Here is a 25320-nt window from a genome sequence, read left to right on the forward strand (position 1 = left end):
TCCCATGCTGACGATCGCGCGACGGTTCAACGGTCCCCCGCACTCCGGCAACGGCGGCTACGTCTCCGGGATGCTCGCGCAGCTGGTCCTGGAGGAGTTCGGGGAGAGCCCGGGGGCGAAGGTCGAGGTGACGCTGCGCAAGCCGCCGCCGCTGGAGAAGCCGCTCACCGTGCGGCAGCCGGCGGAGAGCGAGAGCTTGCAGCTGGTCGACGGCTCGACGGTGGTCGCCGCCGCGGAGCTGGTCGAGGCCGCCGGGGAACTCGTCGATCTGGTCTCCTATGAGGAAGCAGTCGCAGCAGCCAAGGGATACGCCGGGTTGAGCGGGCATCCCTTCCTGACCTGCTTCGTCTGCGGGCCGGACCATCCGACCGGGCTGCACGTCTTCCCCGGACCGGTGCCGGGACGCAAGGACGTGGTCGCGGCTCCCTGGATACCCGCGCCGGACACGCTGAGACCGGAGTTCGTGTGGGCCGCGCTGGACTGCCCGGGCGGCTGGTCCGCCGGCGACCTGGCCGGACGGCCGATGGTGCTCGGGCGGATGAGCGTGGAAATGCTCGACGACGCGCCGCTGATCGCAGGCGAGCCCTACGTGGTGCTGGGGAGGCACGTGCGGACCGAGGGACGGAAGACGTTCACGGTCTCGGCGCTCTACGGCCCTTCGGGGGAACCGGTGGCGAGCGCCGAAGCGGTGTGGATCGCGGTCGACCCGACGAAGGTGAAGCCGGTCGGCGCCAGCTGAGAGATCGGCTCCGAGGTCGCGGAAGACCTCGGAGCAGAGGTCACAGCGGAGGTCACAGCGGAGGGTGCAGCAAAGGTCGCACCAGACCTCACGCCAGACCTCACGGACTCAGGCGCTCGACGGCCCAGCCCTGGGCGCCGTTCGCGTCGCGCTTGTAGCGCAGCCGGTCGTGGAGCCGGTCGGGGCGGCCCTGCCAGAACTCGACCGTCTCCGGACGGACCAGGAAGCCGCCCCAGAAGTCCGGCAACGGGACCTCGCTGCCCTCGGGCCACTGCTCGGCCAGCTCCGCGGCCCGCTTGTCGAGCCAGTCGCGGCCCGGGATCACCGTGGACTGCTCGCTGGCCCAGGCGCCGATCTGCGAGCCGTGGGGGCGGGTGGCGAAGTACTCCTCGTCGGCCGCACGGTCCAGTTTCGTCGCCGCGCCGATGACGATCACCTGCCGATGCAGCGTGTACCAGGGGAACAACAGCGAGCAACGAGGGTTGCCCGCGAGCTCCCTGCCCTTGCGGGAGCCGAGGTTGGTGTAGAAGATGAATCCGGTTTCGTCGAACCCCTTCAACAGCACTGACCTGCTGGAGGGCTGGCCGTCGAGGTCAGTGGTAGAGACCACCATGGCATTCGGTTCGGGCAGCGAAGCCCGGACGGCGTCTTCCAACCACAGGGCGAATTGGAGGTGGGGTGCAGCAGCCGCGTCCTGTTCACGCAGCGTTCCGATGCCGTATTCCCGGCGGAGCGCGGCGAGCGCTTCAGAGTCCACGGGCCCACGGTAACGCGTGTGACATTCCAGACACAGCACTGCCCCCGGTGCAGAGCACCCTGTGTGGCGAGTCACTATAGGAGAGACGCACTAATCACGACACCACCGTGTCGTCACGTTGGCGCCGGGTAAGGCGACACCGTGGCAAGCCAGCTGGCCGCATCGAGCCACAGCACGTTGAGCGGCACACAAGGAAACAGAGGGAGTACACATGTCCGACTTCGTACCGGGCCTTGAGGGCGTCATCGCCTTCGAGTCCGAAATCGCCGAACCGGATAAGGAAGGCGGCGCTCTCCGGTACCGCGGAGTCGACATCGAAGACCTCGTCGGACGCGTGACGTTCGGCAACGTGTGGGGCCTTCTGGTGGACGGCAAGTTCAACCCGGGTCTGCCGCCGGCGGAGCCGTACCCGGTGCCGGTGCACTCCGGCGACGTGCGCGTCGACGTGCAGTCCGCGCTCGCCATGCTCGCCCCGGTCTGGGGTCTGCAGCCGCTGCTGGACACCTCGGAGGAGAAAGCGCGCGAAGACCTCGCTCGCGCCGCGGTGATGGCGCTGTCCTTCGTGGCCCAGTCCGCGCGCTCGATCGAGCACCCGGGCCAGGCCATGGTGCCGCAGAGCGAGGTCGACAAGGCCGAGACGATCGTCGAGCGCTTCATGATCCGCTGGCGCGGTGAGCCGGACCCCAAGCACGTCCAGGCCATCGACGCGTACTGGACCTCGGCGGCCGAGCACGGCATGAACGCCTCGACCTTCACCGCCCGCGTCATCGCCTCCACCGGCGCCGACGCCGCGGCCGCGCTGTCCGGCGCGGTCGGCGCGATGTCCGGCCCGCTGCACGGCGGCGCCCCGGCCCGCGTGCTGCACATGGTGGAAGCCGTCGAGGAGATCGGCGACGCCCGCAAGTACGTCAAGAGCGTGCTGGACAAGGGCGAGCGCCTGATGGGCTTCGGCCACCGCGTGTACCGCGCGCAGGACCCGCGTGCCCGCGTCCTGCGCCGCACCGCCAAGGAGCTGGACGCGCCCCGCTACGAGGTCGCCCTGGCTCTGGAGGAGGCCGCGCTGGCCGAGCTGCACGAGCGCCGCCCGGACCGGGTGCTGGAGACCAACGTCGAGTTCTGGGCCGCCGTGGTCCTGGACTTCGCGCAGGTCCCGGCGAACATGTTCACCTCGCTGTTCACCTGTGCCCGCACCGCCGGATGGAGCGCGCACATCCTGGAGCAGAAGAAGACCGGCCGCCTGATCCGGCCGTCCTCCCGCTACGTGGGCCCGGGCCCGCGCAAGCCGGAGACCGTCGAGGGCTTCGAGACGATGGTGCCGCCGAGCGGCTTCCACACGTACAAGGGCTGAGCGGCCCGGCCGGCACGGAGCCGGCTCGGGTCGAGTGACGTCGGAAGAAAACCGGGCTCCCCCATTCGGGGGAGCCTTTTCCGTTGTCCGGCCGCTGCAACCGATCCGCGGCGGCGGGACTCATGTGTCCCGGCTGACGGTCATGGGAGGGAAACGCATGGGTGATCAAGCTCGGATCGAGGAGTTCACCGAGTACGCGGTGGCGCGGCAGAACCATCTGCTGCGCACCGCGTATCTCCTGTGCGGCGACTGGCACGGTGCGCAGGATCTGACGCAGACCGCGCTGCTCAACCTGTGCAAGGCGTGGAACCGTGCCAAGCACGCGGACTCCATCGACGCCTATGCGCAGAAGACGCTCATCAACGTGTTCATCCGCAGCCGGCGCAAGCTGCGGCGCGAGAGCGAGCTGCGGGCGGCGGCGCTGTCCGGCACCGAACGCCTCGGCGCCGGCCACGACCCCGACCGCCCGGAGAACCGGCTGGCGCTGCTGGCCGCCCTCGACGAGCTGTCGGAGCGGGCCCGGGCGGTGGTGGTGCTGCGGTACTGGGAGGACCTGAGCGTGGAGGACACCGCCGCCGCGCTCGGCTGCTCGACCGGCAACATCAAGAGCCATGCCTCGCGAGCCCTGGCCAGGCTCCGGGTGCTGCTCGGCGAGGAGTTCCTCGCTTACGACCGCGACCGCGCGACCGCGCCGAAGGGACGGCTTTGAGATGAGCACTGACGAACTGCGCTCCGGCGGCTCCGGCAGCGAGATCCACGATCTGCTCGGCACTGCCTTCGACGACGGCGTGCCGGTCCTGAACCTGGTGCCGGGCGCGGTGGACGGCTACCGGAAGCACCGGCGGCGGACACGGGTCCTGGGGACCGTCGGCGGCGCGCTGGCGTTGGCGGCGGTCGCGGTGACCGGGACGGTTCTGGGCGCCGGAGGCGGGCACCAGGCGCAGACCACGACCGGTTCCGGACCGAACCCGGTGTCGGCGAAGACCGTCATGAGGTGCACCGGCAAGTACCAGCTCATCGGCTCGTACGGCGGCGGGCTGGGCGTGTACAGCGCGGATCAGCAACGGCTGACCGCCGTGTGCGAGCAGGACCTCACCACGCTGCAGCAGCTGATCGGCGACCCGAGCCTCGGGCCGCTGGCGGAGTCCATCACCCCCGCTCCGGGCTTGTTCTCCTCGATGCCGACTTCGGAGATGACCCCGCAGGTCGGCGGCTCGGGCGCGCTGCTCCAGCCCGGCCAGTACCTCGGCGAGTCCGTCGACGGCCGCGACTACGACCTGTCCATCGAGGTCTTCGACAAGATCCCGTCGCTCGGCGGCAACTGCACCAGCAAGTCCTGCCCCCCGAACCTCAAGCTGGCCGACGGCCGTCCCGCGACCAAGGTGACCGGGGTGCTCCGGGACCACTACGTCGTGATCCACTACGACGCGACCCACACCGTCGAGATCCGGGCCGGCTTGGAGAACCGGAACAGCGACGAGCCGCTCCCGTTCGACTTCGACCAGCTGATCGCGAGCCCGGCCCTGGCCCGGCTGATCAGTTCCGACGTCCACACTCTGGACCTGCTCAACCATCCCTCCTGAGACGCCCCGCCGAGGACCGGCGTGTCTCGTTTCACGGAATGCGGCCCGGATCCCGGACACATCCCGGTTACGATACGAACAGGCCTTGGCCAATGACGCCCTGGGCCACCCGACTTCTCCCCTGTACCAACAACGCTCGGAGAACCGCGTGGCTGACATCACCATCCCTGAGAACCTGCTCCCCGCCGACGGCCGGTTCGGCTGCGGTCCCTCGAAGGTGCGGCCGGAGGCCGTCGCCAAGCTCGCCACCGAGGGCGCGAAGATCCTCGGCACCTCCCACCGCCAGGCGCCGGTGAAGAACCTGGTCGGCCGGGTGCGCGAGGGTGTCAGCGAGCTGTTCGGGCTGCCGGAGGGCTACCAGGTGGTGCTCGGCAACGGCGGGTCCACCGCGTTCTGGGACATCGCCGCCTTCGGCCTGGTGCGGGCCAAGTCCCAGCACCTGAGCTTCGGCGAGTTCTCCTCGAAGTTCGCAGGCTCGGTCAAGGCCGCGCCGTGGCTGGCCGACCCCTCGATCGTGAAGGCCGACCCCGGGACGCACCCGGTGGCCGTCGCCGAGGCCGGGGTCGACGTCTACGCGCTGACCCACAACGAGACCTCGACCGGTGTCGCGATGCCGATCGTCCGGCCCGCGGGCGCCGACGAGGGCTCGCTGGTGCTGGTCGACGCGACCTCCGGCGCCGGCGGCCTGCCGGTGGACATCACCGAGACCGACGTCTACTACTTCGCCCCGCAGAAGTGCTTCGCCTCCGACGGCGGCCTGTGGATCGGCGTGTTCTCCCCCGCCGCCCTGGACCGCGCCGCCGAGATCGCCGCGAGCGACCGCTACATCCCGCCGTTCTTCAGCCTGCCGACCGCGATCGACAACTCCTCGAAGAACCAGACCTACAACACCCCGTCGGTGGCGACGCTGTTCCTGATGGCCGAGCAGCTGGACTGGCTGAACGGCAACGGCGGGCTGGCGTGGGCGACCGCGCGGACCGCCGACAGCTCCTCGCGGCTGTACACGTGGGCCGAGCGCACCGGGTACACCACGCCGTTCGTCGCCGACCCGGCGCAGCGCTCGCAGGTCGTCGGCACCGTCGACCTGGCCGAGGGGATCAGCGCGGACAAGGTCTCGGCGGCGCTGCGGGAGAACGGGATCGTCGACACCGACGCCTACCGCAAGCTCGGCCGGAACCAGCTGCGCATCGCGATGTTCCCGGCGGTCGAGCCCGACGACATCGACAAGCTGACGGCGAGCATCGACTACGTCGTGGAGCGCCTGGGCTGAGCGCCGGTCAGCGCAGCGCGGCGGCGATCACCACTACGGCGAGGATCGCCACCAGCACGAAGCTGACGACCCTGGAGCGGGTACGTGTGTTCACCGCTCCAGGGTAGTGCGGCCGGCGAGGCGGGTTGGCATCAGCGTCGGGTCGGCGGTGGTTCGGCGGCCTGTCGGCGGGTGGTCAGGTCGGCTCAGTGACCGGTCGGGGTCCGGTCAGCGGCCTGGTCAGTGCCCGTCAGCGCCCGGTCAACGGCCCGTCAACGGCCAGTGCGCGACGCGCTCGTACCGCTTGTAGGGACCGCCGTTGGCGCTGTGGGCGCCGTTCACGCCGTTCGCCGCGGGCGGGGCGTCCGCGACCTCGGCGACCGTGAACAGCTCGACCTCCCCGGCCAGCCAGCCCGGCGAGCGGAACGCGCGTAAACGGTCCACGATCGGCGCCAGGTCCAGCGGTCCGGTCTGGTCGTCCTGCGTCACGCCGCGCGGCACGCCGTTCACGCGGGCGAGCGTCAGGTGCGGCCGGTAGGGACGGTCCTCCACCCGGATGTGGCAGCGGCGCGCGGCCGCTCCGGCGGACTCGGCGAGCCGGCCCAGCCGATCGCACTGGCCCTGCACGCCGAACCACAGCGCGCGCGGCCCGAACCGGCCGGCGCCGGCCAGCGACAGCTCCATCGGCGTGGTGCGCGCCGCGACCCGCCCGAGCCGGTCGACCAGGTCGGCGGCCTTGTCCTCGGACACCTCGCCGTAGAAGGCGACCGTGATGTGCCAGGTCTCCGGCCTGGTCCAGCGCAGCAGGGCATTGACTCCGGGGGTGTTGCCCCGCTTCAGCGCGTCGACCGCAGCCCGCACCTCCAGCAGGACCGCACGGGGTGGCGTGATCGCCACGAACAGGCGCATGCGTCTCCTTGAGGTTCCCCCAGCACGCCTGGCACCGCATACGGACCGCCCGCACTGCTCAGCGCGCTTCACACCTTGTGAGAGCACCCACAATACGGCGTGTGACCGGCGCGGTGTCGATACGCGACGACAGCTTTTTCTCGGCCGCGTCAACCGCCACTCGGCCGAGAAAAAGCTGTCGTCGCGGCGGGACACATAGCGACAAGCCGATGACGCGCCCTCAGCAGAGCACGGGAATGCCCGGCGGCCCCTCAGGCCGCCAGGCGCTCGGCGAGCCGCGGCGGGGTGTGCGCGGCCAGCCGCTCGCGCACCGACATGCCCTTCACCCGGGCCAGCGCGTACGCCGCTATCACCGCGGCGGCCAGCGATATCAGCCCGCCGCCGCCGACGGCGTACCGGGCGCCGAAGTGCTGCCCGACCCAGCCCACCAGCGGCGATCCCACCGGCGTGCCGCCCAGGAAGACGATCATGTAGACGCTCATCACCCGGCCGCGCATCTCCGGCTCGACGCCGGTCTGCATGGTGGCGTTGGCCGCCGTCGTGACCATGATCGTCATGACCCCGACCGGCAGCAGCAGCGCCCCGTACAGCACCGGGTTCGGCATCAGCGAGACCACGGTCGCGGCCAACCCGAACCCGCAGGCGGACAGCAGCACCAGCGCCACCCCGACCCGCCGCTTGCGCGCGGTGACCAGCGCGCCGCTGAGCGCGCCCAGCGCGAGCATGATGTTCAGCAGGCCGAACACGCCCTTGCCGAGGTGGAAGGTCTGGGTGGCCATCAGGGTGCTGGTGAGCTGGAAGTTCAGGCCGAAGGTGGCCAGAAAGAACATGCACGCCAGCACCGCGACCAGGTCGGGGCGGGTGCGCAGGTAGCTGAAGGCCTCGCGGTACTGGCCCTTGGCGCGCACGATCGGGATCGGCGCGTGCAACTCCTCGCGGCGGATCAGCGCCAGCGCGGTGATGATCGCGAGCGTGGTGAGGGCGTTGGTGATGAACACCCAGCCGACATCCATGACCGCCAGCGCCAGGCTGGCCAGCGCCGGGCCGAGCATCCGCGCCAGGTTGAAGGTGGCGGCGTTCAGCGAGACCGCGTTCGGCAGGTCCTCGGGCCCGACCAGCTCGATCACGAAGGACTGGCGCGCGGGGTTGTCGAAGGCGGTGACCGTGCCGCCGATCAGCGCGATGACGTAAACCTGCCACAGCTGCACCGCGTTGGAGACGACCAGCAGACCCAGCACCAGCGCGCACAGCCCGGTGAGCGTCGCGGTGAGCATCAGCATGCGGTTCTTGCGGTAGCGGTCGGCGAGCGCGCCGCCCCACAGGCTGAATATCAGGGCCGGGCCGAACTGCAGCGCGGTGACGATGCCCAGATCCGTGCCGGAGCCGGTGAGCGAGACGACGAGCCAGTCCTGGGCGATGCGCTGCATCCAGATGCCGGTGTTCGACACCACCATGCCGCTGGCGAAAAGACGGTAGTTACGGATCGACAGCGAGGAGAAGGTGGCTGACTTCACGGCTGGGCAGGCCCCCCAAAGGACTCTCGGTGCCCCGGGCCCGACCGCCTCGGGTGCGAAAGTTAGCCTACCTTAGTATTTGGTTTTTGTAACCCTCATTACCGGGGGTGTGGGCATTACCCCCGGCGGCGTGTCAGCGCGATGTCATCCGGGCGTCATCGGGTGGTGAACGTCCTGGCTTCCTCGGGGAAACCGTCCGCGTCGAGATGGACACCGCCTGTGACCTCGGCGATGAGCGCGGCCGCCGCGCGAGCCAGATGCGCGGCCGGCACGCCGAGCGGACGCGGGACGGCGGGACGCGGGGCGTAGGCGGACACGTCGCAGAACTCGTAGATACTGCGCGGCCACGCCTCGTCGGCACGGTCCAGGAGGGCGTGCGGAAGCCGGGTTCGGGCACCGGCGGGGCGCACCCGGACCTCCAGCAGACCACGGTGCCGCAGGATGTAGCCGCCGCCGTCGGGGACCACCTCGCGGGTCAGGTCCGGGGCGATCGGGCGCAGGATCTCGCGCAGCACGATCCACGGGAGCATCTCGTGGCTGAAGACGGCGTGGTCGGCGTCGCCGGGCAGCGGCGGGTCCTCGTGCGGGGCGTGGAGCGGACCGCCGGGCAGCCGGGCGACACCGCGCAGCCGCTTGGCCAGCCCGCGGACCAGATGCCACGCCTCGGCCTCGACGCCGGCGGGCAAACCCGCGGGGTAGCGGAGGCGGAGTAGGTCGGCGTGGCGGCTGTCAGTGATCTTGCTGCGGCTGCGGCGAGCCTCGGCGACGTAGGCGAGGCTGAGCGACGCCGCCGGACCGGTGGTCGGGAGACCGGCGTCGGCGCGGAGCATGGGGGTGAGGCGGAGGGGTCCGTGCCAGCGGATGCCTTCGGCGAGGGCTTCTGGCTGCCTGAGGGCGGTGTCGCTTCGGTCGCTTCGGTCCGCGGCTGAGCGCTCCCCATCGCCTTCCCCGTTTCCGTCGCCCGCGCGCGTCGGTCGCGGGACGGCGTCGGCAGCGGTCCCTTCCGGCCGCCATCCCGGATTCCAGGTGGCGATCAGACCCGCGACCGTACCGGGAGCTTGAAGCGCGGACAGCAGCAACACCGGATTCTCCCGGAGCAGCCGGTCTGGACGGGTGAGGGGCGAGTCCGCCGGACGGGCGAAAGGCCAACGTGCTGACAAGGCGACCACATCGTCACTGTGTCAGCACCAGGGCCGCGGTATTCGTCTCCGGACCCAGATTCACCCGGTCGGCGGGCGCTGGGTCAGCTGCCGAAGTCCCCGCCACGCGCCTCATCGGCCGTCGCCGCCTTCGCAGCCTCATCGGCCTTGTCGGCAGCGGCGATGTCCGTCCGATGGAACCGCATGTAGCTCCGCGACGGCGTCGGTCCCCGCTGGTCCTGGTACCGCGACTGGTTCACGGCGGACCCGTACGGATTCTCGGCAGCCGACGACAGCTTGAAGAAGCAGAGTTGCCCAATCTTCATACCGGGCCACAGCTTGATCGGGAGCGTCGCGACATTGGACAGCTCCAACGTCACATGCCCGGAGAACCCGGGATCGATGAACCCGGCCGTGGAGTGCGTCAGCAACCCCAACCGCCCGAGACTCGACTTGCCCTCCAACCGCGCCGCCAGATCCTCCGGCAACGTCACGACCTCATACGTCGAGGCCAAGACGAACTCCCCAGGATGCAGAATGAACGGCTCATCCCCATCCGGCTCCACCAACCGCGTCAGCTCAGGCTGCTCCTGCGCCGGATCGATGTACGGATACCGATGGTTCTCGAACACCCGGAAGAACCGGTCCAACCGCACATCCACACTCGACGGCTGTACCATCGCCGACTCGAACGGGTCCAAAACCACCCGCCCGGCACCGATTTCAGCCCGAATGTCCTTATCTGAGAGCAACACGAAACCCAACGCTACCGTGCCACCCCGACCCAACCCAACGCCCCACCCGACCCCACTCAACCCAACCTCTGTGACGCACCCACAACCGATCAGGTACAGTAATCCCCCAACGGCAGCCAGCCGGGCGGACCCCCGCCCGCAGCTTCCTACGCGGGCGTAGTTTAATGGTAGAACATGAGCTTCCCAAGCTCAGAGCGCGAGTTCGATTCTCGTCGCCCGCTCTTGTTGTTGGAGCCCAGGTAGACCGGTTTTCCGGTACCTGGGCTCTCAGCGTTTTTAGGGTCCGCGGTGTGCGTGCCCGATCGGACTTGCTCGATCATGGCGCTCAGCGACTCGGCGAGGACGCGGTCGCGCTTGTCGGTCGCGTGCTGGTAGATCAGCGCGGCCCGTGAGCTTGAGTGACCCATTCGCCGCATTAGCTCCTTCGTACTGGCTCCGGATTCAGCGATCGCGTTGTTTCCCGAGTTCGTGCCGCTGCCGTGCTCTCGGACGGGGCCTCAATCATCATCGACCGATTCGATCTCATCGATTGGAACTCGGCATTCGACCTGTTGAGCGATGGCAGCCCCTCACAGCTCATCGCTCAGGTGCGTGCAGCAGAGACTGATGATGCTGCGGGCGAACGGTGGCCGAGAGGCAAGGTTCACGACGACGCGACAGCCGTCTACTGCCTGCCTGGGAACCGCCAGGCGGCGTGCTGGAGCTGGGCAAGACCATCCCCGAAGGCCTGTTTCGCGAGGTCTTCGAGGAGACCGGCCTGACCGTTGAGCCAGAGACCGTGACCGGCATCTACAAGACATGAAAGCCAACGTGGTCGCGATCGTCTTCCGCTGCAAGGTGACAGGCAGCGAGCTTCACACCAGCGATGAGGCGCAGGCTTTCGAGTGGCTGACGCCCAAGGAGATCCCGACGCGGATGTCGGAGGCGCACGCGGTCCGGATGCTCGACGCATTCAAGGCGAGGGGCGGCCCCCGGGTCCGCAGCCACGACAGTTTCAACCTTTTGGACGGCCAGCCATGATAGCTCGGCAAATCGCCAACATCCCACCTGAGATCGTTACGTTAGGTTGGGGCTACCTCGGTGCGATTGCGGACCTGGATCCAGCGTCCCGCCTTCTTGACCTCGGATACCAGAGAGTCGACGAATCCGAACCCTGCGGCGATGCGATCATGCGCCTACCCTCTGGTAACTGCGTCATCATCCGCGAAGACTTCAGCATGGGGCAGCCGGGCATGTACGCGCTCTACCGGGTCGGCTTCGACGCCGATCCGATGCAGCTCGCCGAGGAGCTGATGGCCGGTCTCGAGATCTCCGCAGACAAGTTGATATCCATAGCTGAACCCGGTAACGACCAGCATCGGTCACGGAGGGTCGGCGACTACGAGTACCGACAACCTACGGCAGAGCTAAGGGAGCAGCTCCGACCACGCGTGCTCCACCCTCAGTTGACCCCAGTCCCAGGCCGTGGTCGGTGGCGGTCAGGGAGCTGTTAAGAGTTTTTCTACTGATTCAAGGCGCTCCGCTGCGCTACGCGCAGCCGCGCGCCCTGCCCGAGCCCGCCGCTCCTGTCTTCGGCCCGCTCACGGTCTCGGCCCTGGCGCGCGGCTCGCTGAAGGCTGGCCGACACCATGTTCACGAGCAAAGAGCAAGCCTCCGGCGGGCCGACGCTCTGGAATGCCCAAGATCGAATCAAGTCGGGCGGGAAGCCGGCGGATCGAGTGTGCGGACGTGGGTCGCTTCTGGGCATTCCGTCGGACAGCCATCGCGATGCGACCACCAGACCGCGCCGAGGGGCGCAAGGCGAAGAGCGTGCCTTGCGCCCCTCGGGGTGCCGCTGAAGCTACTTTCGCCCGTACTTAACTGATACGCCGACGAGGATGAAGGTACCGACACCGACAGCGTTGAAGTAGGTGTCCACAGGTTCGCGTAAAAGAGCCATCACCACGCCCGCGCCGATGGCGAGAAATATGGCGAGCAGCGATGCCCCGACCACTCTGGGTCGTATCTCGGTGTTGCTGTTCGGCGCGACCATGATGTAGCCACTGACCGCCGCGAGGGTGAGACAAATAAGCAGCACCAGCGAAGCTGCCGCGGTACCCACGACGGTCATCGCCGATTCCCTTCCTGTCGTGGCCCACGACCCTAGCATCCGCTGAACGGGCTGAGCTTGCTAGTAGTCAGAGGCCAGTACAGCAGAGTTCGCGTCGAGAGAATCTGGGCCGTCTGTGGGCCGTGGAAGGTTAGCCGACGACTACCAACGACGACAGACAACCACGACAAAACGGCAGGTCAAAGTACCCACGCGGACACATGCGCAGGTGACGAACCCGCGCAATCAGATCTTCGACTACAGCAGCCGCTACAGCAACAGCGGCGGACGAGCCCGGACGGCAGCAAACAGGCATCAGGGCCCAGACTCGCGCGTGTCGATCCGAACGCAGGTGATGGCAGGATTCGAACCTCTCGCCCGTCGACAGTCGCCGATCCGGGGGCAAGGGGCCATCGTCTGCGTGGGAGGTTGAAAAGCGTCTGTGGTAGCGGTGCGCGCGCTCGAAACCTCACACGGAACGGACGCTGTTAGCGCGCGGATCGCAGCCGCCGTTTTGTTTGCCTATGTCCATGGTTCCGGCGACTGCCTCGAAATCGATGGTTGCGTTCACGGGCACGTGCCCGCCGCGTGCCCGAACGAGCGGTGGCGCGCGGTTAATCGCGGCTAAGGGATCAGCCGTGGACGGGACGTTCGTGATCCTCCAGCCGCCTGTTTGTCCAGCTAGATTACGTGGCCTGTCGCGAACACAACGGATTTCCCAAGCTCAGAGCGCGAGTTCGATTCTCGTCGCCCGCTCACTTCGCAAGAGCCCAGGTGGTCCGGATTCCCGGCGCCTGGGCTCTTGGCGTATCGCTCGGGCGTGGTGTCCAGAGCGCCCGATTTCGGGGGGTTCGTGCCGGGGTTGTTTGCCATTCCGTGATGTGAGGACTCTGTCGCGGTGGGTGGTTCGTCGTCAGAATCAGGCAGGCAGCCGGATGATCCGCCGCTGTGTACTCCGTGCGGGCCGCCACCTTAGGTGCGTGCGGGTGCTGCTTCTACGAAGGAAGCTCAACGTGGTAAATCCCACAAATGCGACCTCTCGCCTTGGGGGTTCTCGTAAGGGCCGGCGTGCTGCTGCTGCTTTTTCGGTGGCGGGGGCGTTGGCTGCTGGTTCGATGTTCGTCGTTGGTGCGGGTGCGGCGCATGCCGCTGGCAGTGACGTGCTTTCTGGCTCGCGGCCCACGTGGGCTTCGGCGAGTGCTGATCGGGGGGCGGCTCCGGCTGCGGCTCCGTTGGCGGTGCGGGTGTATCTGGCTGGGCAGGATGCGCAGGGGCTGGCTGACTACGCGCGGTCGGTCGCCGATCCCAAGAGTGGGGCGTATCAGCACTTTCTGACGCCGGCTCAGGTTCAGGCGCGGTTCGGTGCCAGTGCTGAGCAGGTGGCGGCGGTCAAGGCGTGGCTCAGTGGCGCCGGGTTGACCGTCACCGGGCAGACCGAGGACTACATAGCCGTGCAGGGCAGCACTGCTGCCGTCGCGGCTGCTCTGAACACCTCGTTCCACGAGTACGCCACCTCCGATGGCTCGCTGCGGGCGCCGTCGCGGGACGTCAGCGTGCCGGCCGGGGTGCGGTCGGCGATCATCGGCATCACCGGGTTGTCGCAGGAGCGGACGGCCAACAAGCCGAACAACTCCGACGCCGCCGACGCCCGCGACAAGCAGAGCTCGAAGGTCGCCGCCGACGGCGTTCCGTACCTGGGTACCTATCCCTGCTCGGACTACAGCGGGCAGCAGGTCGCCACGAGCCTGCCGGCGCTGAACGGCAAGTCCGTGCCGTGGGCGGTCTGCGGCTACACGCCGAAGCAGGTGCGCGGCGCCTACGGCGTCAGCGACAGCGGCCTGAGCGGCAAGGGTGTCACCGTCGCGGTGTTGGACGCCTACGGGCTGCCGACCATGCAGGCCGACGCGAACAAGTACGCGTCCCTGCACGGCGACAAGCCGTTCCGCCCGGGCCAGTACTCGGAGATCGTCACCCCCGGCCAGTGGACGGACGCCGACGCCTGCGGCGGTGCGGACGGCTGGGCCGGCGAGGAGGCGCTGGACGTCGAGTCGGTGCACGGCATGGCGCCCGACGCGAAGGTCCTCTACATCGGCGCGAACTCCTGCTTCGACACCGCCGGCGACGGCGTCGCGGCCAACGGCGGGCTGCTGGACTCCCTGCAGCTGGTCGTGAACCACCACCTGGCGGACATGGTGTCCAACTCGTGGGGCGAGCTGATGCACTTCCTGGACCCGTCGGGCAACCCGGTCGACCTCGACCCGGCGCTGATCCAGATCTACGAGCAGACCTTCCAGAAGGGCGCCGCGGAGGGCATCGGCTTCTACTTCTCCTCCGGTGACTGCAGCGACGACAACACGGGCAGCGGCTGCGGAGCCGACAACGGCTCCTCGCGCTCGCAGGCCGAGTACCCGACCTCCTCCCCGTGGGTGACCTCAGTCGGCGGCACCAGCGTGGCCATCGGCGCGGACAACCGGCTGCAGTTCCAGACCTCGTGGCAGACCGCCAGCTCCTCGCTGGCGACCGGCAACTCGGCCTGGACCCCCTCCTCCTACCTCTACGGCGGTGGCGGCGGCACCAGCGACGTGTTCGCGCAGCCGTGGTACCAGAGCTGGACGGTCCCGTCCTCGCTGTCCCGCACGCTGCTGGACGGCACGGCGACCTCGCCCAAGCGCGTGGTCCCGGACGTCGCCGCCTACGGCGACCCGAGCACCGGCTTCCTGCAGGGCTACACCCAGGAGCTGCCCGACGGCTCGACCGGCTACGCCGAGTCCCGCATCGGCGGCACCAGCCTGGCCGCGCCGACCTTCGTCGGCATCCAGGCCGACGCGCAGCAGGCCCAGCACCGGGCGATCGGCTTCGCGAACCCGGAGATCTACCTGCGCGCGACCTTCGGCCTGTTCACCGACGTGACCGACCACCCGCGCACGAACACCCCGCTGGCCGTGGTCCGCGGCCTGCCGACCGCCCCGTCGCTGCGCCTGCTCGGTGACGGCGTCGACCTGCACGCGACCCAGGGCTACGACAACGCCACCGGCGTCGGCAGCCCGAACGCCCGCTATCTCGCTTCCTTCAGGTGAGCCGGGCAGGCGCCGAGATCCCTCGACGCTGAACGCCATCGCTGCCGGGGTCCCTTCGGGGACTCCGGCAGTGCCGTTTTAGAGTGCGTTCCGGAGTGATCGGCTCGCTCCGGACGGAACGGCGATGGAGGCGGCGGATGGATATAACGGCTGCGGGCATGGTGGTGGGTGTGTCGCGAAGCGGACGGCGCACGTTCGAGATCGACGGACCGATCCAAGCCGACCGCGCATCGGTCTTCCGCATCGCGTCGCTGACGAAGCCGCTCACCGCGGTGGCGACGGTCCGCGCGTTCGCCCAGCGCGGGATTCCGCTGACGACACCGGCCATCGAGCTGCTGCCGTCCTTGGCTGGCGACTGGCGCGCCGATCAGGCGATCACCGTCGAGCAGCTGCTGGCCCAGGTGTCCGGCCTGCGCGAATCGGTGGAGGGCTCGACCGTGGCCGCCCTCGGTCAGGGTCCTGATGTCCTGGCCGAAGCGGCGCGCTTGGTGGTCCAGGCGGGCAACGAGCGGACGCCCGGCGAGCGCTGGTCCTACTACAACGGCAACTATTTCCTCGTCGGCCACCTCCTCGCGACCGTCACCGAAAGCACCTTCGAGCAGGCGCTCGACACCACGCTGCTCACTCCGTGGGAACTGCGCCGCACCGGATTCGAAACACCGGCGTCACCGGTCACCGGCTGGGACGAGCAGACCCCGCTCGCCGTCGAGGACTACCCGCGCGGACGGCGTCCCAGCGGCGGGCTCTGGTCCAGCGCGGACGACTACCTCTCCTTCGCCGAGAAGCTGCTCGCAGATCCGGTGTTGCTGGAGGAGATCCGGCGTCCGCGCACCCGCCCCGAGGACCCGATGAGTTACGGCCTCGCTTGGGCGCTCGGACCCTCCGGCCAGATGTATCTCAACGGTCGGCTCGACGGATTCCGCACCGCCGTCCTGCTCGCGCCGGAGCACCAGTACGCGAGCGTCGCCTTGGGCAATCAGGCGCAGCTCCTACCCCAGATCGGCAAGCGTCTCAGCGCTCTGCAACACGACCTCACCGGAGACGACCTCGCCGTGGAGCTCGACGCTTTCGCTGCCTGAAGCGCAGGAAGGCGGCAGGCAGGTCTCCCGCGTCAGCCCGACGCGGTCAGCCGCCGAATCCCCTCAGTCAGTTCGGCATGGTCCGCGGCGGCGGCGAAGCCGAGGCGGACGTACGCCGCAGGTGCCTCGGCGGCGAAGGTGCCGCGTCCAGGACTCACGGCGACGCCCCGGCGGCGGGCGTCACGCACCACGGCTAGGTCGTCCTCGCCGGGTGCGAGCCGGATCCACAGATGCAGCCCGCCTGCCGGCACGCGCGTCACGGTCCAGTCCGGACGCGCGATCGCCACGGCTCCGGCAGCCAGCGCGCAGCGCTCGCGCAGCGCCGCACTCACAGTCCTGAGATGCCGATCCCAGGACGGTGAGCCCAGGATCTCCAGTGCCGCCTCCTGCATGGGGCGCGCCACGAAGAAGTCGTCGAGGCGGCGCAGCGCACGCAGCCGTTCCATCACAGGACCGCGCGCCACAAGCGCGCCGACGCGCAGGCTCGGCGCCGCCGGCTTCGTCAGCGACGTGAGGTACACGACCGTCCCGTCGCGGTCGTCCCAGGCCAGCGGCGGCGGAACCGGCGAACCGTGGCCGAGCAGGCGGGCGAAGTCGTCCTCGATCAGGAAGGCGCCGCAAGCCCGCGCGATGTCGACGACCTGGCGCCGCCGCTCAGTGGTGAGGACGGTTCCGGTTGGATTGTGGAACGTCGGCTGGCAGTACAGCAGTCGGGCACCGGTCATCGCGAACGCCTCCGCGAGCAGGTCCGGCCGGATCCCGTCATCGTCGATCGGCACCGGCACCGGACGCAGCCCGGCAGCGCGAGCCGCCTCGATCGCCACCGGATAAGTGGGCGACTCCATCAGAATCGGGCTGCCCGGCGCCGCGAGCGCGCGGAACGTCAGCGACAGCGCGCTTTGCCCTCCCGAGGTGATCAGTACGTCTTCGGCACCCACCCCACCGCCGACGGAGCGTGCGAACATCGAGCGCAGCGCCTCCAGCCCGACGACCGGCGCGCGGTCCCACACGTCGATGCGGCGTGCGGCGCGGGCCAGGGCAGAGCCGAGAAGCCCGGTCGGTTGCAGCGTGCGGTGCAGATAGCCGCCGTCGAGCAGGATCGTGCCCTCGGGCGCCGGACCGAGAGCCGCGGTGATCTGGTCGGTACCGACGAAGCGGTCCGCCAGCGCTACCGTCTGCCAGGCGGTGTCGGCGATAGCACTTTCCCGCCGAGGCCGGGGAGCGACGAACGTACCGCTTCCCGTGCGGGTGAGGACCACACCCTCCGCCACGAGCCGGGCGATGGCACGCGCCACAGTCACCGGACTCACCTGGTGTTCTGCGATGAGTTCGCGACTGCTGGGCAAACGGTCGCCGGGAGACAGCCGGTCGGCGAGCCGCCGGAGGCTGTCGGCCAGTGCGACCGTGGTGCTATCGTCGTTCATGAATGGACATGATAGCGCTACATCCATCGCCCCCGAAGCGCTACTGGATGTCGCAGAGCTGCGCGCCGAGACGCCCGGCTGCGCGGAGGTCATCCACTTCAACAACGCCGGCTGCGGACTGATCGCCGCTCCGGTGCTGCGACCCGTGCTGGAGCATCTCGCTCTCGAAGCGCGGATCGGCGGCTACGAGGCGGCAGCCCGGCAAGCCGACGCGGTCGCCGACTTCTACGCCGCGACCGCTTCGATCATCGGCGCCGCACCGCGGAACATCGCCTTCGCCAGCAGTGCGACCCACGCCTTCGCCACCGGCGTGTCCGCGATCCCCTTCGAGCCCGGCGACGTCATCGTGACCACCCGCAACGACTTCATCTCCCAGCAGATCGCGTTCCTGTCACTGCGCAAGCGGTTCGGCGTGCAGATCGTCCACGCGCCCGACGCCCCCGAGGGCGGCGTGGACGTGGCAGCGATGGCCGATCTCCTGCGCCGGCACCGTCCCCGGCTCGTCGCGGCGACGCACATCCCGACCAACTCCGGACTGGTCCAGCCGGTCGCCGAGATCGGCCGGCACTGCCGTGAACTGGAGCTGCTGTACCTGGTGGACGCCTGCCAGTCCGTGGGGCAGGTCCCGGTCGACGTCGAGGCGATCGGCTGCGACCTGCTCACCGCGACCTGCCGCAAATATCTTCGCGGGCCTCGGGGATCGGGCTTCCTGTATCTGTCCGACCGGGTTCTGTCCGCCGGCTACGAGCCGCTGTTCATCGACATGTACGGCTCGCGGTGGGTCGCGCCAGATGCCTATCAGCCTGCTGAGACAGCGGCACGCTTCGAGGACTGGGAGTTCCCCTACGCGACTGTGCTGGGCTGCGCAGCCGCGGCGCGCTATGCCGAGCGCGTAGGCGTGGAAGCCAGCGGCGCCCGAGCGCTGGCGCTGGCAGCGAACCTGCGGACCCGGCTGAGAGCGATCCCCGGCATCCGCGTCCTGGAGCAGGGTGCGGTACTCGGCGCCCTCGTCACGTTCACGATCCAGGGCTGGCAGCCACAGCCCTTCAAAGCGGCGATGGACGCGCGCGGCATCAACTCGGCGCTCAGTTTCCGGGAGTTCGCCGTGTTCGACTTCGGCGACAAGGACGTCGACTGGTGTCTGCGCCTGTCGCCGCACTACTACAACACCGAGGAGGAAGTCGCTGTCGTCGCGGCGGCGGTGGCCGAACTCGCCACCCCTGCGGGGAGCGTCCGGTGACCGCCGACTTCCCCAAGTTCTGGTTCGGCGAGACGGTGTCGCTGCTCGGGACACAGGTGTCGAACCTGGCGCTGCCGCTGACCGCGATATCGACGTTCCACGCGTCCAACGCCGAGGTCGGCGTCCTGCGCTTCCTGCAACTCGCGCCCTACATCGGTTTCGCGCTGGTCTTCGGGGCGTGGGCGGATCGCGTCCGGCGCCGACACGTCATGATCGCGACGAATCTGGTCCGGATGGCGCTGGTGGGCGTCGTTCCCGCCCTCGCCGCGCGGCATGAGTTGTCCATGCCGCTGCTGCTCGTCATCGCGTGCGCGGTCGGCGTCGCGTCGGTGATGTTCGACGTCAGCTGGATGCCCTACGCGCCGACCCTCGTGGACGGCGACGAGCGGCGCTATGTCGAGATCAGCGCGAAGATGGGCATGAGTTCTTCGGCTTCGGACGTCGCGGGTCCCGGTCTGGCCGGGCTGCTCGTGTCGGTGCTGAGCGCGCCGACCGCGCTCGTCGTGGACGCGTGCTCGTACGCGGTGTCGGTCACCTCGCTGTTGGCGATCCGCAAGCAGGAGCCACGTCCCACGCCGACAGCACAGCGGAACCTGCCCCGCGAGATCCGCGAGGGTCTGGCGTGGGTGTTCGGCACGCGGATCCTGCGCTGGCTGGCGTTCGTCGGCTTCTGCTGCAACTTCTCGATGATCACGGTCTGGACCATGTTCCTGCTCTACGGAACACAGGAGCTGCATCTAGCCGCCTCCACGCTCGGCGCCATCTTCGCGACGGCTTCGGTCGGAGGTCTGATCGGAGCAATGGTCTCCCGCGCCGTCATCGCGCGCTTCCGGCTGGGCCGGGTGTACTTCTGCGCCCAGACCGCGCTGCTCGCCGGTCCGACTCTCATCGCGGTGGCCGGCGGGCCGAAGGCGGTGGTTGTGGCGTTGGTGACAGGGTCCTTCTTCACCACGTACCTCGGTCTGGGGATCGCGAACGTGGTGATCGTCAGCCTGCGTCAGGCGGCGACGCCGCAGGCACTGCTGAGCCGGATGACCGCCTGCTTCCGGATGCTGCTGTTCGGCGGCGGCGCACTCGGCGGGCTGACCGCCGGTCTGTTGTCCGGCGCGATCGGCGACCGCGATGCCCTGATAGCGGCAGCGGTGTTCTCGGCGGCGGTCGTCGTCGCGCTGGCGCTCTCGCCGGTGAGTCGGTTGCGTGAACTGCCCGCGTAGGAGCGTCGAGCGCCGTGTCACCGACCGTTGGCTGCCGCGTTTCGGTCTTCGACATAGGCCTTCGCGTGCTTGCGGACTGTCGACTCCGAGTAGCCGAGGTGGTCGGCGAGTTCGCGGACGGCGTCGTTGCGGGTCTGCGCGTGCTCGCTCAACAACGGGTGGTCGCGGTTGGCGCCCTGGTCGGTCAGCTGGTCGGCGACCTGGTAGACGGCTTGCTTGGCGCCTTGGCGACTGGAGCCGTTCATCGTGGTGACCGGTAGCTCTTCGGAAACTCGCTCAGACGCTTGCGACAGCGCGGAGACCGGAGGCGGCGTGGGTATTTCCTGCGGCACTTCCTGCGGCACGTCCGCGACCGGCGCCGGACGCTGAGCCGGGATGGCAGCCGCCGGCCGGGAGCGCAGCTCGTCCAGGGCGCGCTCCAGATCGGCTATTCGGCGCTGCGCCGCCGCGTTCTCGTCGCTGCGCAGCTGCTCGATGTGCGTCCGCTCGCGCCGCTCGATCTCGTTCTCGGCGAGCAGATCGCGCCGAGACCGTTGCGTCGCCTCGAGTTCGAGGTCTGTCTGGGCGGTCCTGGTCCGGACCGCCTCCAGCTCGGCGCGGAGCTTCGTCATCTCCTTGGCGAGGTCGGAGCGCTCCTTCGCGGCGGCCGCGAGCGCCGTTGCCTGGTCGGCCTTCAGCGACGCGGTGAGCTGCTCGATCTTCGCCGCGGCTTCCTCGGCGGCCGCGGCCGCTGCCTCCCGCTCGGTCTGAAGTTGATCGGTGAGGCGCTGAGCCTCCGCCGCGTTCTCCTCCGCGCGGTCCTTCGCCTGACGCAGTTCGGTCTGCGCCTCGTCGATGCCGAGCCGGACTTGAGCGTCCGCCACCGCCTGGGCGCCGAGCGCGCTCATCAGGGCACTGGGATCGGCGTGCAGGCGCGCGTGCCGTTGGAGCTTGGCCTTGGCCTTCGCCTCGCGGGCGGCGATGCGGTGGATCGAGGTCTCCTTGGCGTTGTGCTCCTTGAGGATCCTCAGCTTGTCGGAGACCCGCAGATAGCGCTCGAAGTGCCGGTTGGCGTCCAGATCGGACAGCGTCGAGTCGTCCGCCGCGGCCAGTCCCAGCCGGATGCCGAGCTCGCGCGGGGTGAAGCGCCACCGGACCTTCTCCAGCGGCCGGCCCTCTTCCTCGGCCTTCTTCTTGCGCGCCTTGAGCCACAGATCCAGCAGGTCCAGCGTCCACAGCACGGCGATGACCACGGCGACCAGCAGGCGGAACAAGCCCTCGCGGTACCCCGAGGAGTCGCTCGCCGACATGCCGCCGGAGGAGATCGCCAGGATCCAGAGCATCGTGGCGTAGATGAGCCAGTTGCCGGCTTCCTCGGCCTTCTCCAGCGCCTTGAGGCCGAACGCCAGGATCAGGATCTCCAGGAACGGGAACATCACGATCTTGTACGCCAGCGACATGTGCATGACGTTGCCGAAGAAGTGCCACATGCCGGAGGCCTGGACCATGGTCGCCATCAGCGTTCCGACCGCGACCAGCCCGCGGACCCGGACCGAGCGGTCCTTCCCGCGCAGCCTCATCGCCACCAGAACCACCAAGCCGAGCACGATCAGGACGGCCACACCGCCCACGACCAGCGACGGCACCGGGTTCTTGTCCGCCCAGGACCGGGCATGCTGCCAACTCACGCCGCCGCTTTGGTCGCGGATTCCGTCATTCACGCGGCAAGCGTAGGGGGCGTCGTGCATCTGCGGTAGCCGCGACCAGAATCAAGGGACGAAGAAAACTCCGTTCCCTCGCGCCGCTCCGCCGCCTCGCCGGGAGGGACCCGGCGAGGCGATACAGCTGATTTCAGTAGGCGGGGAAAGGGCCCCAGTTCTTGATCGCGAAGCGGTCGCCGTCACGCGCGACCTCCAAGGCGGTCTGCCCGGTGAAGTGCGCGGGCAGCACCAGAGCGGTGTTGTCCGCGGCCCAGCCAAGCAGGTCACGCCGGGTCGCCTGCGCGGTCGCCGGGTCCTCGCAGAAGCAGCTGTCGAACTCGGTATGGGCGACCTGGAGCGGGGTGTGCAGCAGGTCTCCGGCGAACAGCGCCTTGTCCTCGCCGGAGCTGAGAATCAGGACGCTGGCACCCGGTGTGTGCCCCGGAGCGGCGAGCAGCCGCAAGGCGCCGTCCACCCGATGTTCGTCTTCCCAGAGCTGAATCCGCCCCGCCGCCCGGACCGGCTCGATGCTGTCCTCGAAGGCGTTCTCGTTGACGCTGCCGGCGATTCCCGGGTTCTTCGCCGGGTCGAAGTGCTCGAAGTCCACCCTCGGCATCAGGTAGGTGGCGTTCGGGAACGTCGGGACCCATTGCCCGTCGACCAGCCGGGTGTTCCAGCCGATGTGGTCGACGTGCAGGTGGGTGTTCACGACCAGGTCCACGTCCTCGGGGCGGACGCCGGCCGCCGCCAGGTTCTCCAGGTAGCCCAGGGACAGGTGGTCCCAGGCGCCGACCGCCGGCCGGGTCTTGTCGTTGCCGACGCCGGTGTCCACCAGGATCGTGCGGCCCTCGCTGCGCAGCACGTAGGTCTGGAACGCCACCCGCACCTGCCCGTCCTCGTCCCCGAGGTGGTGCGGCACGAGCCAATCGCGGTTGTCCTGCCAGGCCTCGCCGGTCCAGCCCGGGAAGAACTGCTCCGGGGTCATGCCGACGGGTCCGTGCATCTCTTCGACCCTGGCGACGGTCACGTCGCCAATCTTGATCTCGTTCATGAGGCAACTATCGGCAGCCTTCGGCATCGGTAGCCACACCGCGCCAGGGTGCGGCTAGCGCGGCGATCCGGGCGGAGAATCGTGTCATGAGTGATCGCGAAGCAGTCTGGGAGCTCGGAGCGTTCCTCAAGACGTGCCGGGCCCGGGTCCAGCCCGAAGAACTCGGCCTGACCTCCTACGGAGGCCGCCGCCGCGTGCCGGGTCTGCGCCGCGAGGAGCTGGCGCAGCTCGCCGGCGTGAGCCCGTCGTACTACGCCCGGCTGGAGCAGGGCCAGTCCCGGCACGCCTCCCCGCAGGTCCTCGACGCGATCGCGGCCGCCCTCGAGCTGACCGGGCCCGAGCGCGAACACCTGCGCACGCTGGCCGCGGCGGCGGGACGGCGGCGCGCCGCGCGGCCCACCGCGCCCGAACACGCGGATCCGGCGCTGACCGAGCTGCTCGCGGCCATGCCGCAGGTCCCCGCGCTCATCCTCGGCCGGCGCAGCGACGTGCTCGCCTGGAACCCGCTGGGTCACGCACTGCTGGCGGGCCACCAGAACTACGAGGCGGCCGGTGTGCCCGGACGGCGCGTCAACATGACCGAGCTCGTCTTCCTGGACGCCGACACCCGCGAGCTCTACGCGGACTGGGAGCGCAAAGCCCGCGCCGCGGTGGGGAATCTGCGCCTGGTCGCCGGGGCACATCCGGACGACCCCGCCCTCGCCGCGCTCATCGGTCGGCTCACCATGGCCAGCCCCGAATTCGGCGCGCTGTGGGCCGACCACCGCGTCCAGGCTTGCGCCACAGCCGTCTATGAGCTGCGGCATCCGCGGATCGGCACTGTCTCCGTCACGCAACAGACGCTGCGCGCCGTCGAGCGGCCCGATCAGACGCTGGTCACCTGCACCGCCCCGGCCGGATCAGCATCGGCTGCGGCCTTGACCATGCTCGCTCACCTGGCCGATCCGGCTGTCGCGGAGCGCCGAGCTGAGACTGCTTCGTAATACGCGCGGGTGCTTCTCATGCTTTCCGGCCCTGGTCGGCGCCCGGGCGAATGCCGAAGCGGCGCGCCTCCCAGAGGTGGGGGCGCGCCGCTTCTTGCTGACTGTCAGTTGTCTGCGATCGGATGACTGCGATCAGGCGTTCTTCGGGGCGCGGGTCGGGTCGTCGACGGTCGGCCAGGTGCCTTCGCGCCGTGCCTGCTTGACGTCCTCGACGTACTCGCGGCTGAACATCGCGGCGAGCATCGCCACGCCACCGCGTGCCACGCGCACCTCGCCGCTGTGGATCCGGCCGGTCAGGCGCACGCGGCGGACGTCGGCGGCGGGTTCGGCGTCCTTGTTCTTGCGTGCGTTGTGCTGGCCGACGCTGTCTTTCACCTTGCCGCTGCCGCTCCAGGCGATGTCGCGCTGATCGACGACGGCGTCGTCGGGCAGCAGCAGCTTCACCAGGGCGCGGTCCAGGTCCAGGTCGACGACGAGCTCGCCGGCCGGAAGCTGCGCCGAGCGCAGGTCCAGCACGACCGAGCCGCGGCGGGCGCGGACCTCGAAGCGGTCGGCGCTGGTCCAGTTGCCCAGGCGCTTGACCGCGTTGTGGTCGACGTGCAGGCGGACCGGCTCGGCGGCGGCGTCGGCGGCGGTGCGGGTGGTGGAGATCGAGCTGTTCATTTCGGGCGCTCCTCGGGATCTGCCCTCTGTGTTCTCCGGGAACTGCTTGAGGGACCGGGGTTCGTGCTGACTTCTTGATAGTTGCACTGACACTAGTTGCCTGTCAACTATCCTTCTTGTAACTAGTCTCCCAGTGGCTATGATGAGGGCATGGCAGCAGCTCAGAACTCCGCGGCCGGCGCGACCCGCCGCTCTCCGCTCGCCCTCGCGGTCCTCGCCCTGCTCGGCTACAAGCCGCTGCACCCGTACGGCGTGCAGCGGCTTCTCAAGGAATGGGGCAAGGAGAACGTCGTCAACGTCGGACAGCGCGCGAGCCTGTACAAGACGATGGAGCGGCTCACGGCGGCCGGGCTGATCGCGGTCCGGGAGACCGAGCGCGACCAGCAGTACCCGGAGCGGACCGTCTACGAGCTCACCGACGCCGGACGCGAGGCGGCGCGGGCGTGGATCGACGACATCGTGCGCGTGCCGCGACCGGAGTATCCGGAGTTCCCCGCCGCGCTGTCGTTCCTGATGGTGCTGGAGCCGGAGGTGGTGCTGGCCGCGTTGAGCGAGCGGCGTGAGACCGTCGCGAAGACGTTGGCTCAGGCGAAGCAGGGTATGGCGGAGGCGCGGCAGTACGGGCTACCGAAGGTGACGCTGCTGGACGACGAGTACTTGGTCGCGGTCACCGAGGCCGAGTTGCGGTGGATCGAAGGCGTGGTCGCGGAGTTGGAGAGCGGCGAGCTGACGTGGAGCTTGGCGGAGTTGCAGCCGTTCGACGAGGCCGACACCGATGCCGGGACGCCTGGTACTTAGGCTTCGCGTGCTCGGCGCTGGACCCATGTG

Annotated in this window: 23 protein-coding genes and 1 tRNA gene; 14 read left to right on the top strand and 10 right to left on the bottom strand. The window is 69.2% G+C overall.

Annotated features, from left to right (window positions below; translation table 11 throughout):
- Positions 1-4: 4 nt before the first annotated feature.
- A complete protein-coding gene (locus CACI_RS43430; protein ID WP_015797324.1) occupies positions 5-739 on the top strand; it encodes a hotdog family protein in 735 nt (244 codons plus the stop codon).
- 100 nt (positions 740-839) lie between these two features.
- Here the strand turns inward: CACI_RS43430 and pdxH are convergent, their stop codons facing one another.
- A complete protein-coding gene (gene pdxH / locus CACI_RS43435; RefSeq protein WP_143765644.1) occupies positions 840-1496 on the bottom strand; it encodes a pyridoxamine 5'-phosphate oxidase in 657 nt (218 codons plus the stop codon).
- A 211-nt stretch (positions 1497-1707) separates the two neighbouring features.
- Here pdxH and CACI_RS43440 point away from each other — a divergent pair, with 211 nt between their 5' ends.
- From CACI_RS43440 to serC, 4 genes are all read left to right on the top strand, one after another.
- Positions 1708-2844: a citrate synthase 2 gene (locus CACI_RS43440; protein WP_015797326.1), complete on the top strand. Its 1137-nt coding sequence runs from the start codon at positions 1708-1710 to the stop codon at positions 2842-2844.
- Positions 2845-3001: 157 nt separating this feature from the next.
- On the top strand, positions 3002-3553 hold the full coding sequence (locus tag CACI_RS43445) for a SigE family RNA polymerase sigma factor (protein ID WP_015797327.1): 552 nt from the start codon (positions 3002-3004) through the stop codon (positions 3551-3553).
- A 1-nt stretch (position 3554) separates the two neighbouring features.
- Positions 3555-4427, top strand: coding sequence for a hypothetical protein (locus tag CACI_RS43450; protein WP_015797328.1), 873 nt, complete (start codon positions 3555-3557; stop codon positions 4425-4427).
- Positions 4428-4575: 148 nt separating this feature from the next.
- Complete coding sequence (serC, locus tag CACI_RS43455) at positions 4576-5697, top strand: phosphoserine transaminase (protein WP_015797329.1); 1122 nt, start codon at positions 4576-4578, stop codon at positions 5695-5697.
- A 240-nt stretch (positions 5698-5937) separates the two neighbouring features.
- On the opposite strand, the gene thpR is transcribed toward serC, so the two are convergent.
- The 4 genes from thpR to dcd form a co-directional block, all read right to left on the bottom strand.
- The gene (gene thpR, locus CACI_RS46940) at positions 5938-6585 is read right to left on the bottom strand and encodes an RNA 2',3'-cyclic phosphodiesterase (RefSeq protein WP_015797330.1); all 648 of its coding nucleotides are present in this window, start codon (positions 6583-6585) and stop codon (positions 5938-5940) included.
- Between the two features lie 251 nt (positions 6586-6836).
- Positions 6837-8099: an MFS transporter gene (locus tag CACI_RS43465; protein WP_015797331.1), complete on the bottom strand. Its 1263-nt coding sequence runs from the start codon at positions 8097-8099 to the stop codon at positions 6837-6839.
- Positions 8100-8254: 155 nt separating this feature from the next.
- Positions 8255-8929, bottom strand: coding sequence for a hypothetical protein (locus tag CACI_RS43470; RefSeq protein WP_143765645.1), 675 nt, complete (start codon positions 8927-8929; stop codon positions 8255-8257).
- A 413-nt stretch (positions 8930-9342) separates the two neighbouring features.
- On the bottom strand, positions 9343-9993 hold the full coding sequence (gene dcd / locus CACI_RS43475; RefSeq protein WP_015797333.1) for a dCTP deaminase: 651 nt from the start codon (positions 9991-9993) through the stop codon (positions 9343-9345).
- Positions 9994-10143: 150 nt separating this feature from the next.
- On the opposite strand from dcd, the gene CACI_RS43480 reads away from it, so the two are divergent.
- From CACI_RS43480 to CACI_RS53365, 3 genes are all read left to right on the top strand, one after another.
- A tRNA-Gly gene (locus CACI_RS43480) sits at positions 10144-10214 on the top strand.
- Between the two features lie 473 nt (positions 10215-10687).
- Positions 10688-10795: a hypothetical protein gene (locus CACI_RS54640; RefSeq protein WP_395994316.1), complete on the top strand. Its 108-nt coding sequence runs from the start codon at positions 10688-10690 to the stop codon at positions 10793-10795.
- Positions 10792-11013, top strand: coding sequence for an NUDIX hydrolase (locus CACI_RS53365; protein ID WP_223297413.1), 222 nt, complete (start codon positions 10792-10794; stop codon positions 11011-11013). The genes CACI_RS54640 and CACI_RS53365 overlap by 4 nt, the downstream gene beginning before the upstream one ends.
- 820 nt (positions 11014-11833) lie before the next feature.
- Here the strand turns inward: CACI_RS53365 and CACI_RS43495 are convergent.
- Complete coding sequence (locus CACI_RS43495) at positions 11834-12103, bottom strand: hypothetical protein (RefSeq protein ID WP_015797334.1); 270 nt, start codon at positions 12101-12103, stop codon at positions 11834-11836.
- A 1094-nt stretch (positions 12104-13197) separates the two neighbouring features.
- Here CACI_RS43495 and CACI_RS43500 point away from each other — a divergent pair.
- Together CACI_RS43500 and CACI_RS43505 are read left to right on the top strand one after the other, a co-directional pair.
- Positions 13198-15159, top strand: a complete 1962-nt coding sequence (locus tag CACI_RS43500; RefSeq protein WP_083796011.1) for a S53 family peptidase — start codon at positions 13198-13200, stop codon at positions 15157-15159.
- Positions 15160-15296: 137 nt separating this feature from the next.
- Positions 15297-16238 carry a serine hydrolase domain-containing protein gene (locus CACI_RS43505; protein WP_015797336.1) on the top strand — a complete coding sequence of 314 codons (942 nt, stop codon included), beginning with the start codon at positions 15297-15299 and terminating at the stop codon, positions 16236-16238.
- Between the two features lie 32 nt (positions 16239-16270).
- Here the strand turns inward: CACI_RS43505 and CACI_RS43510 are convergent, their stop codons facing one another.
- Positions 16271-17662, bottom strand: coding sequence for an aminotransferase-like domain-containing protein (locus CACI_RS43510; RefSeq protein WP_041540816.1), 1392 nt, complete (start codon positions 17660-17662; stop codon positions 16271-16273).
- Here CACI_RS43510 and CACI_RS43515 point away from each other — a divergent pair.
- Together CACI_RS43515 and CACI_RS43520 are read left to right on the top strand one after the other, a co-directional pair.
- Positions 17661-18902: an aminotransferase class V-fold PLP-dependent enzyme gene (locus CACI_RS43515; RefSeq protein ID WP_015797338.1), complete on the top strand. Its 1242-nt coding sequence runs from the start codon at positions 17661-17663 to the stop codon at positions 18900-18902. The two genes, CACI_RS43510 and CACI_RS43515, sit on opposite strands and share 2 nt — an antisense overlap.
- Entirely contained in the window at positions 18899-20116 is a 1218-nt protein-coding gene (locus CACI_RS43520; RefSeq protein ID WP_015797339.1) for an MFS transporter, read from the top strand. Before CACI_RS43515 ends, CACI_RS43520 begins: the two co-directional genes overlap by 4 nt.
- Positions 20117-20133: 17 nt before the next feature.
- Here the strand turns inward: CACI_RS43520 and CACI_RS43525 are convergent, their stop codons facing one another.
- Together CACI_RS43525 and CACI_RS43530 are read right to left on the bottom strand one after the other, a co-directional pair.
- Complete coding sequence (locus CACI_RS43525) at positions 20134-21816, bottom strand: coiled-coil domain-containing protein (protein WP_143765646.1); 1683 nt, start codon at positions 21814-21816, stop codon at positions 20134-20136.
- Positions 21817-21946: 130 nt separating this feature from the next.
- Positions 21947-22846: an MBL fold metallo-hydrolase gene (locus CACI_RS43530; RefSeq protein ID WP_015797341.1), complete on the bottom strand. Its 900-nt coding sequence runs from the start codon at positions 22844-22846 to the stop codon at positions 21947-21949.
- A gap of 86 nt (positions 22847-22932) precedes the next feature.
- Between CACI_RS43530 and CACI_RS43535 the strand changes: the two genes are divergently transcribed.
- Entirely contained in the window at positions 22933-23829 is an 897-nt protein-coding gene (locus tag CACI_RS43535; RefSeq protein ID WP_015797342.1) for a helix-turn-helix domain-containing protein, read from the top strand.
- A 132-nt stretch (positions 23830-23961) separates the two neighbouring features.
- Here the strand turns inward: CACI_RS43535 and CACI_RS43540 are convergent, their stop codons facing one another.
- Entirely contained in the window at positions 23962-24492 is a 531-nt protein-coding gene (locus CACI_RS43540; protein ID WP_015797343.1) for a hypothetical protein, read from the bottom strand.
- Between the two features lie 150 nt (positions 24493-24642).
- Between CACI_RS43540 and CACI_RS43545 the strand changes: the two genes are divergently transcribed.
- The gene (locus tag CACI_RS43545) at positions 24643-25290 is read left to right on the top strand and encodes a PadR family transcriptional regulator (protein ID WP_015797344.1); all 648 of its coding nucleotides are present in this window, start codon (positions 24643-24645) and stop codon (positions 25288-25290) included.
- The last annotated feature ends 30 nt before the right edge of the window (positions 25291-25320 follow it).

It is taken from the genome of Catenulispora acidiphila DSM 44928 (assembly GCF_000024025.1).
Lineage (GTDB): Bacteria > Actinomycetota > Actinomycetes > Streptomycetales > Catenulisporaceae > Catenulispora > Catenulispora acidiphila.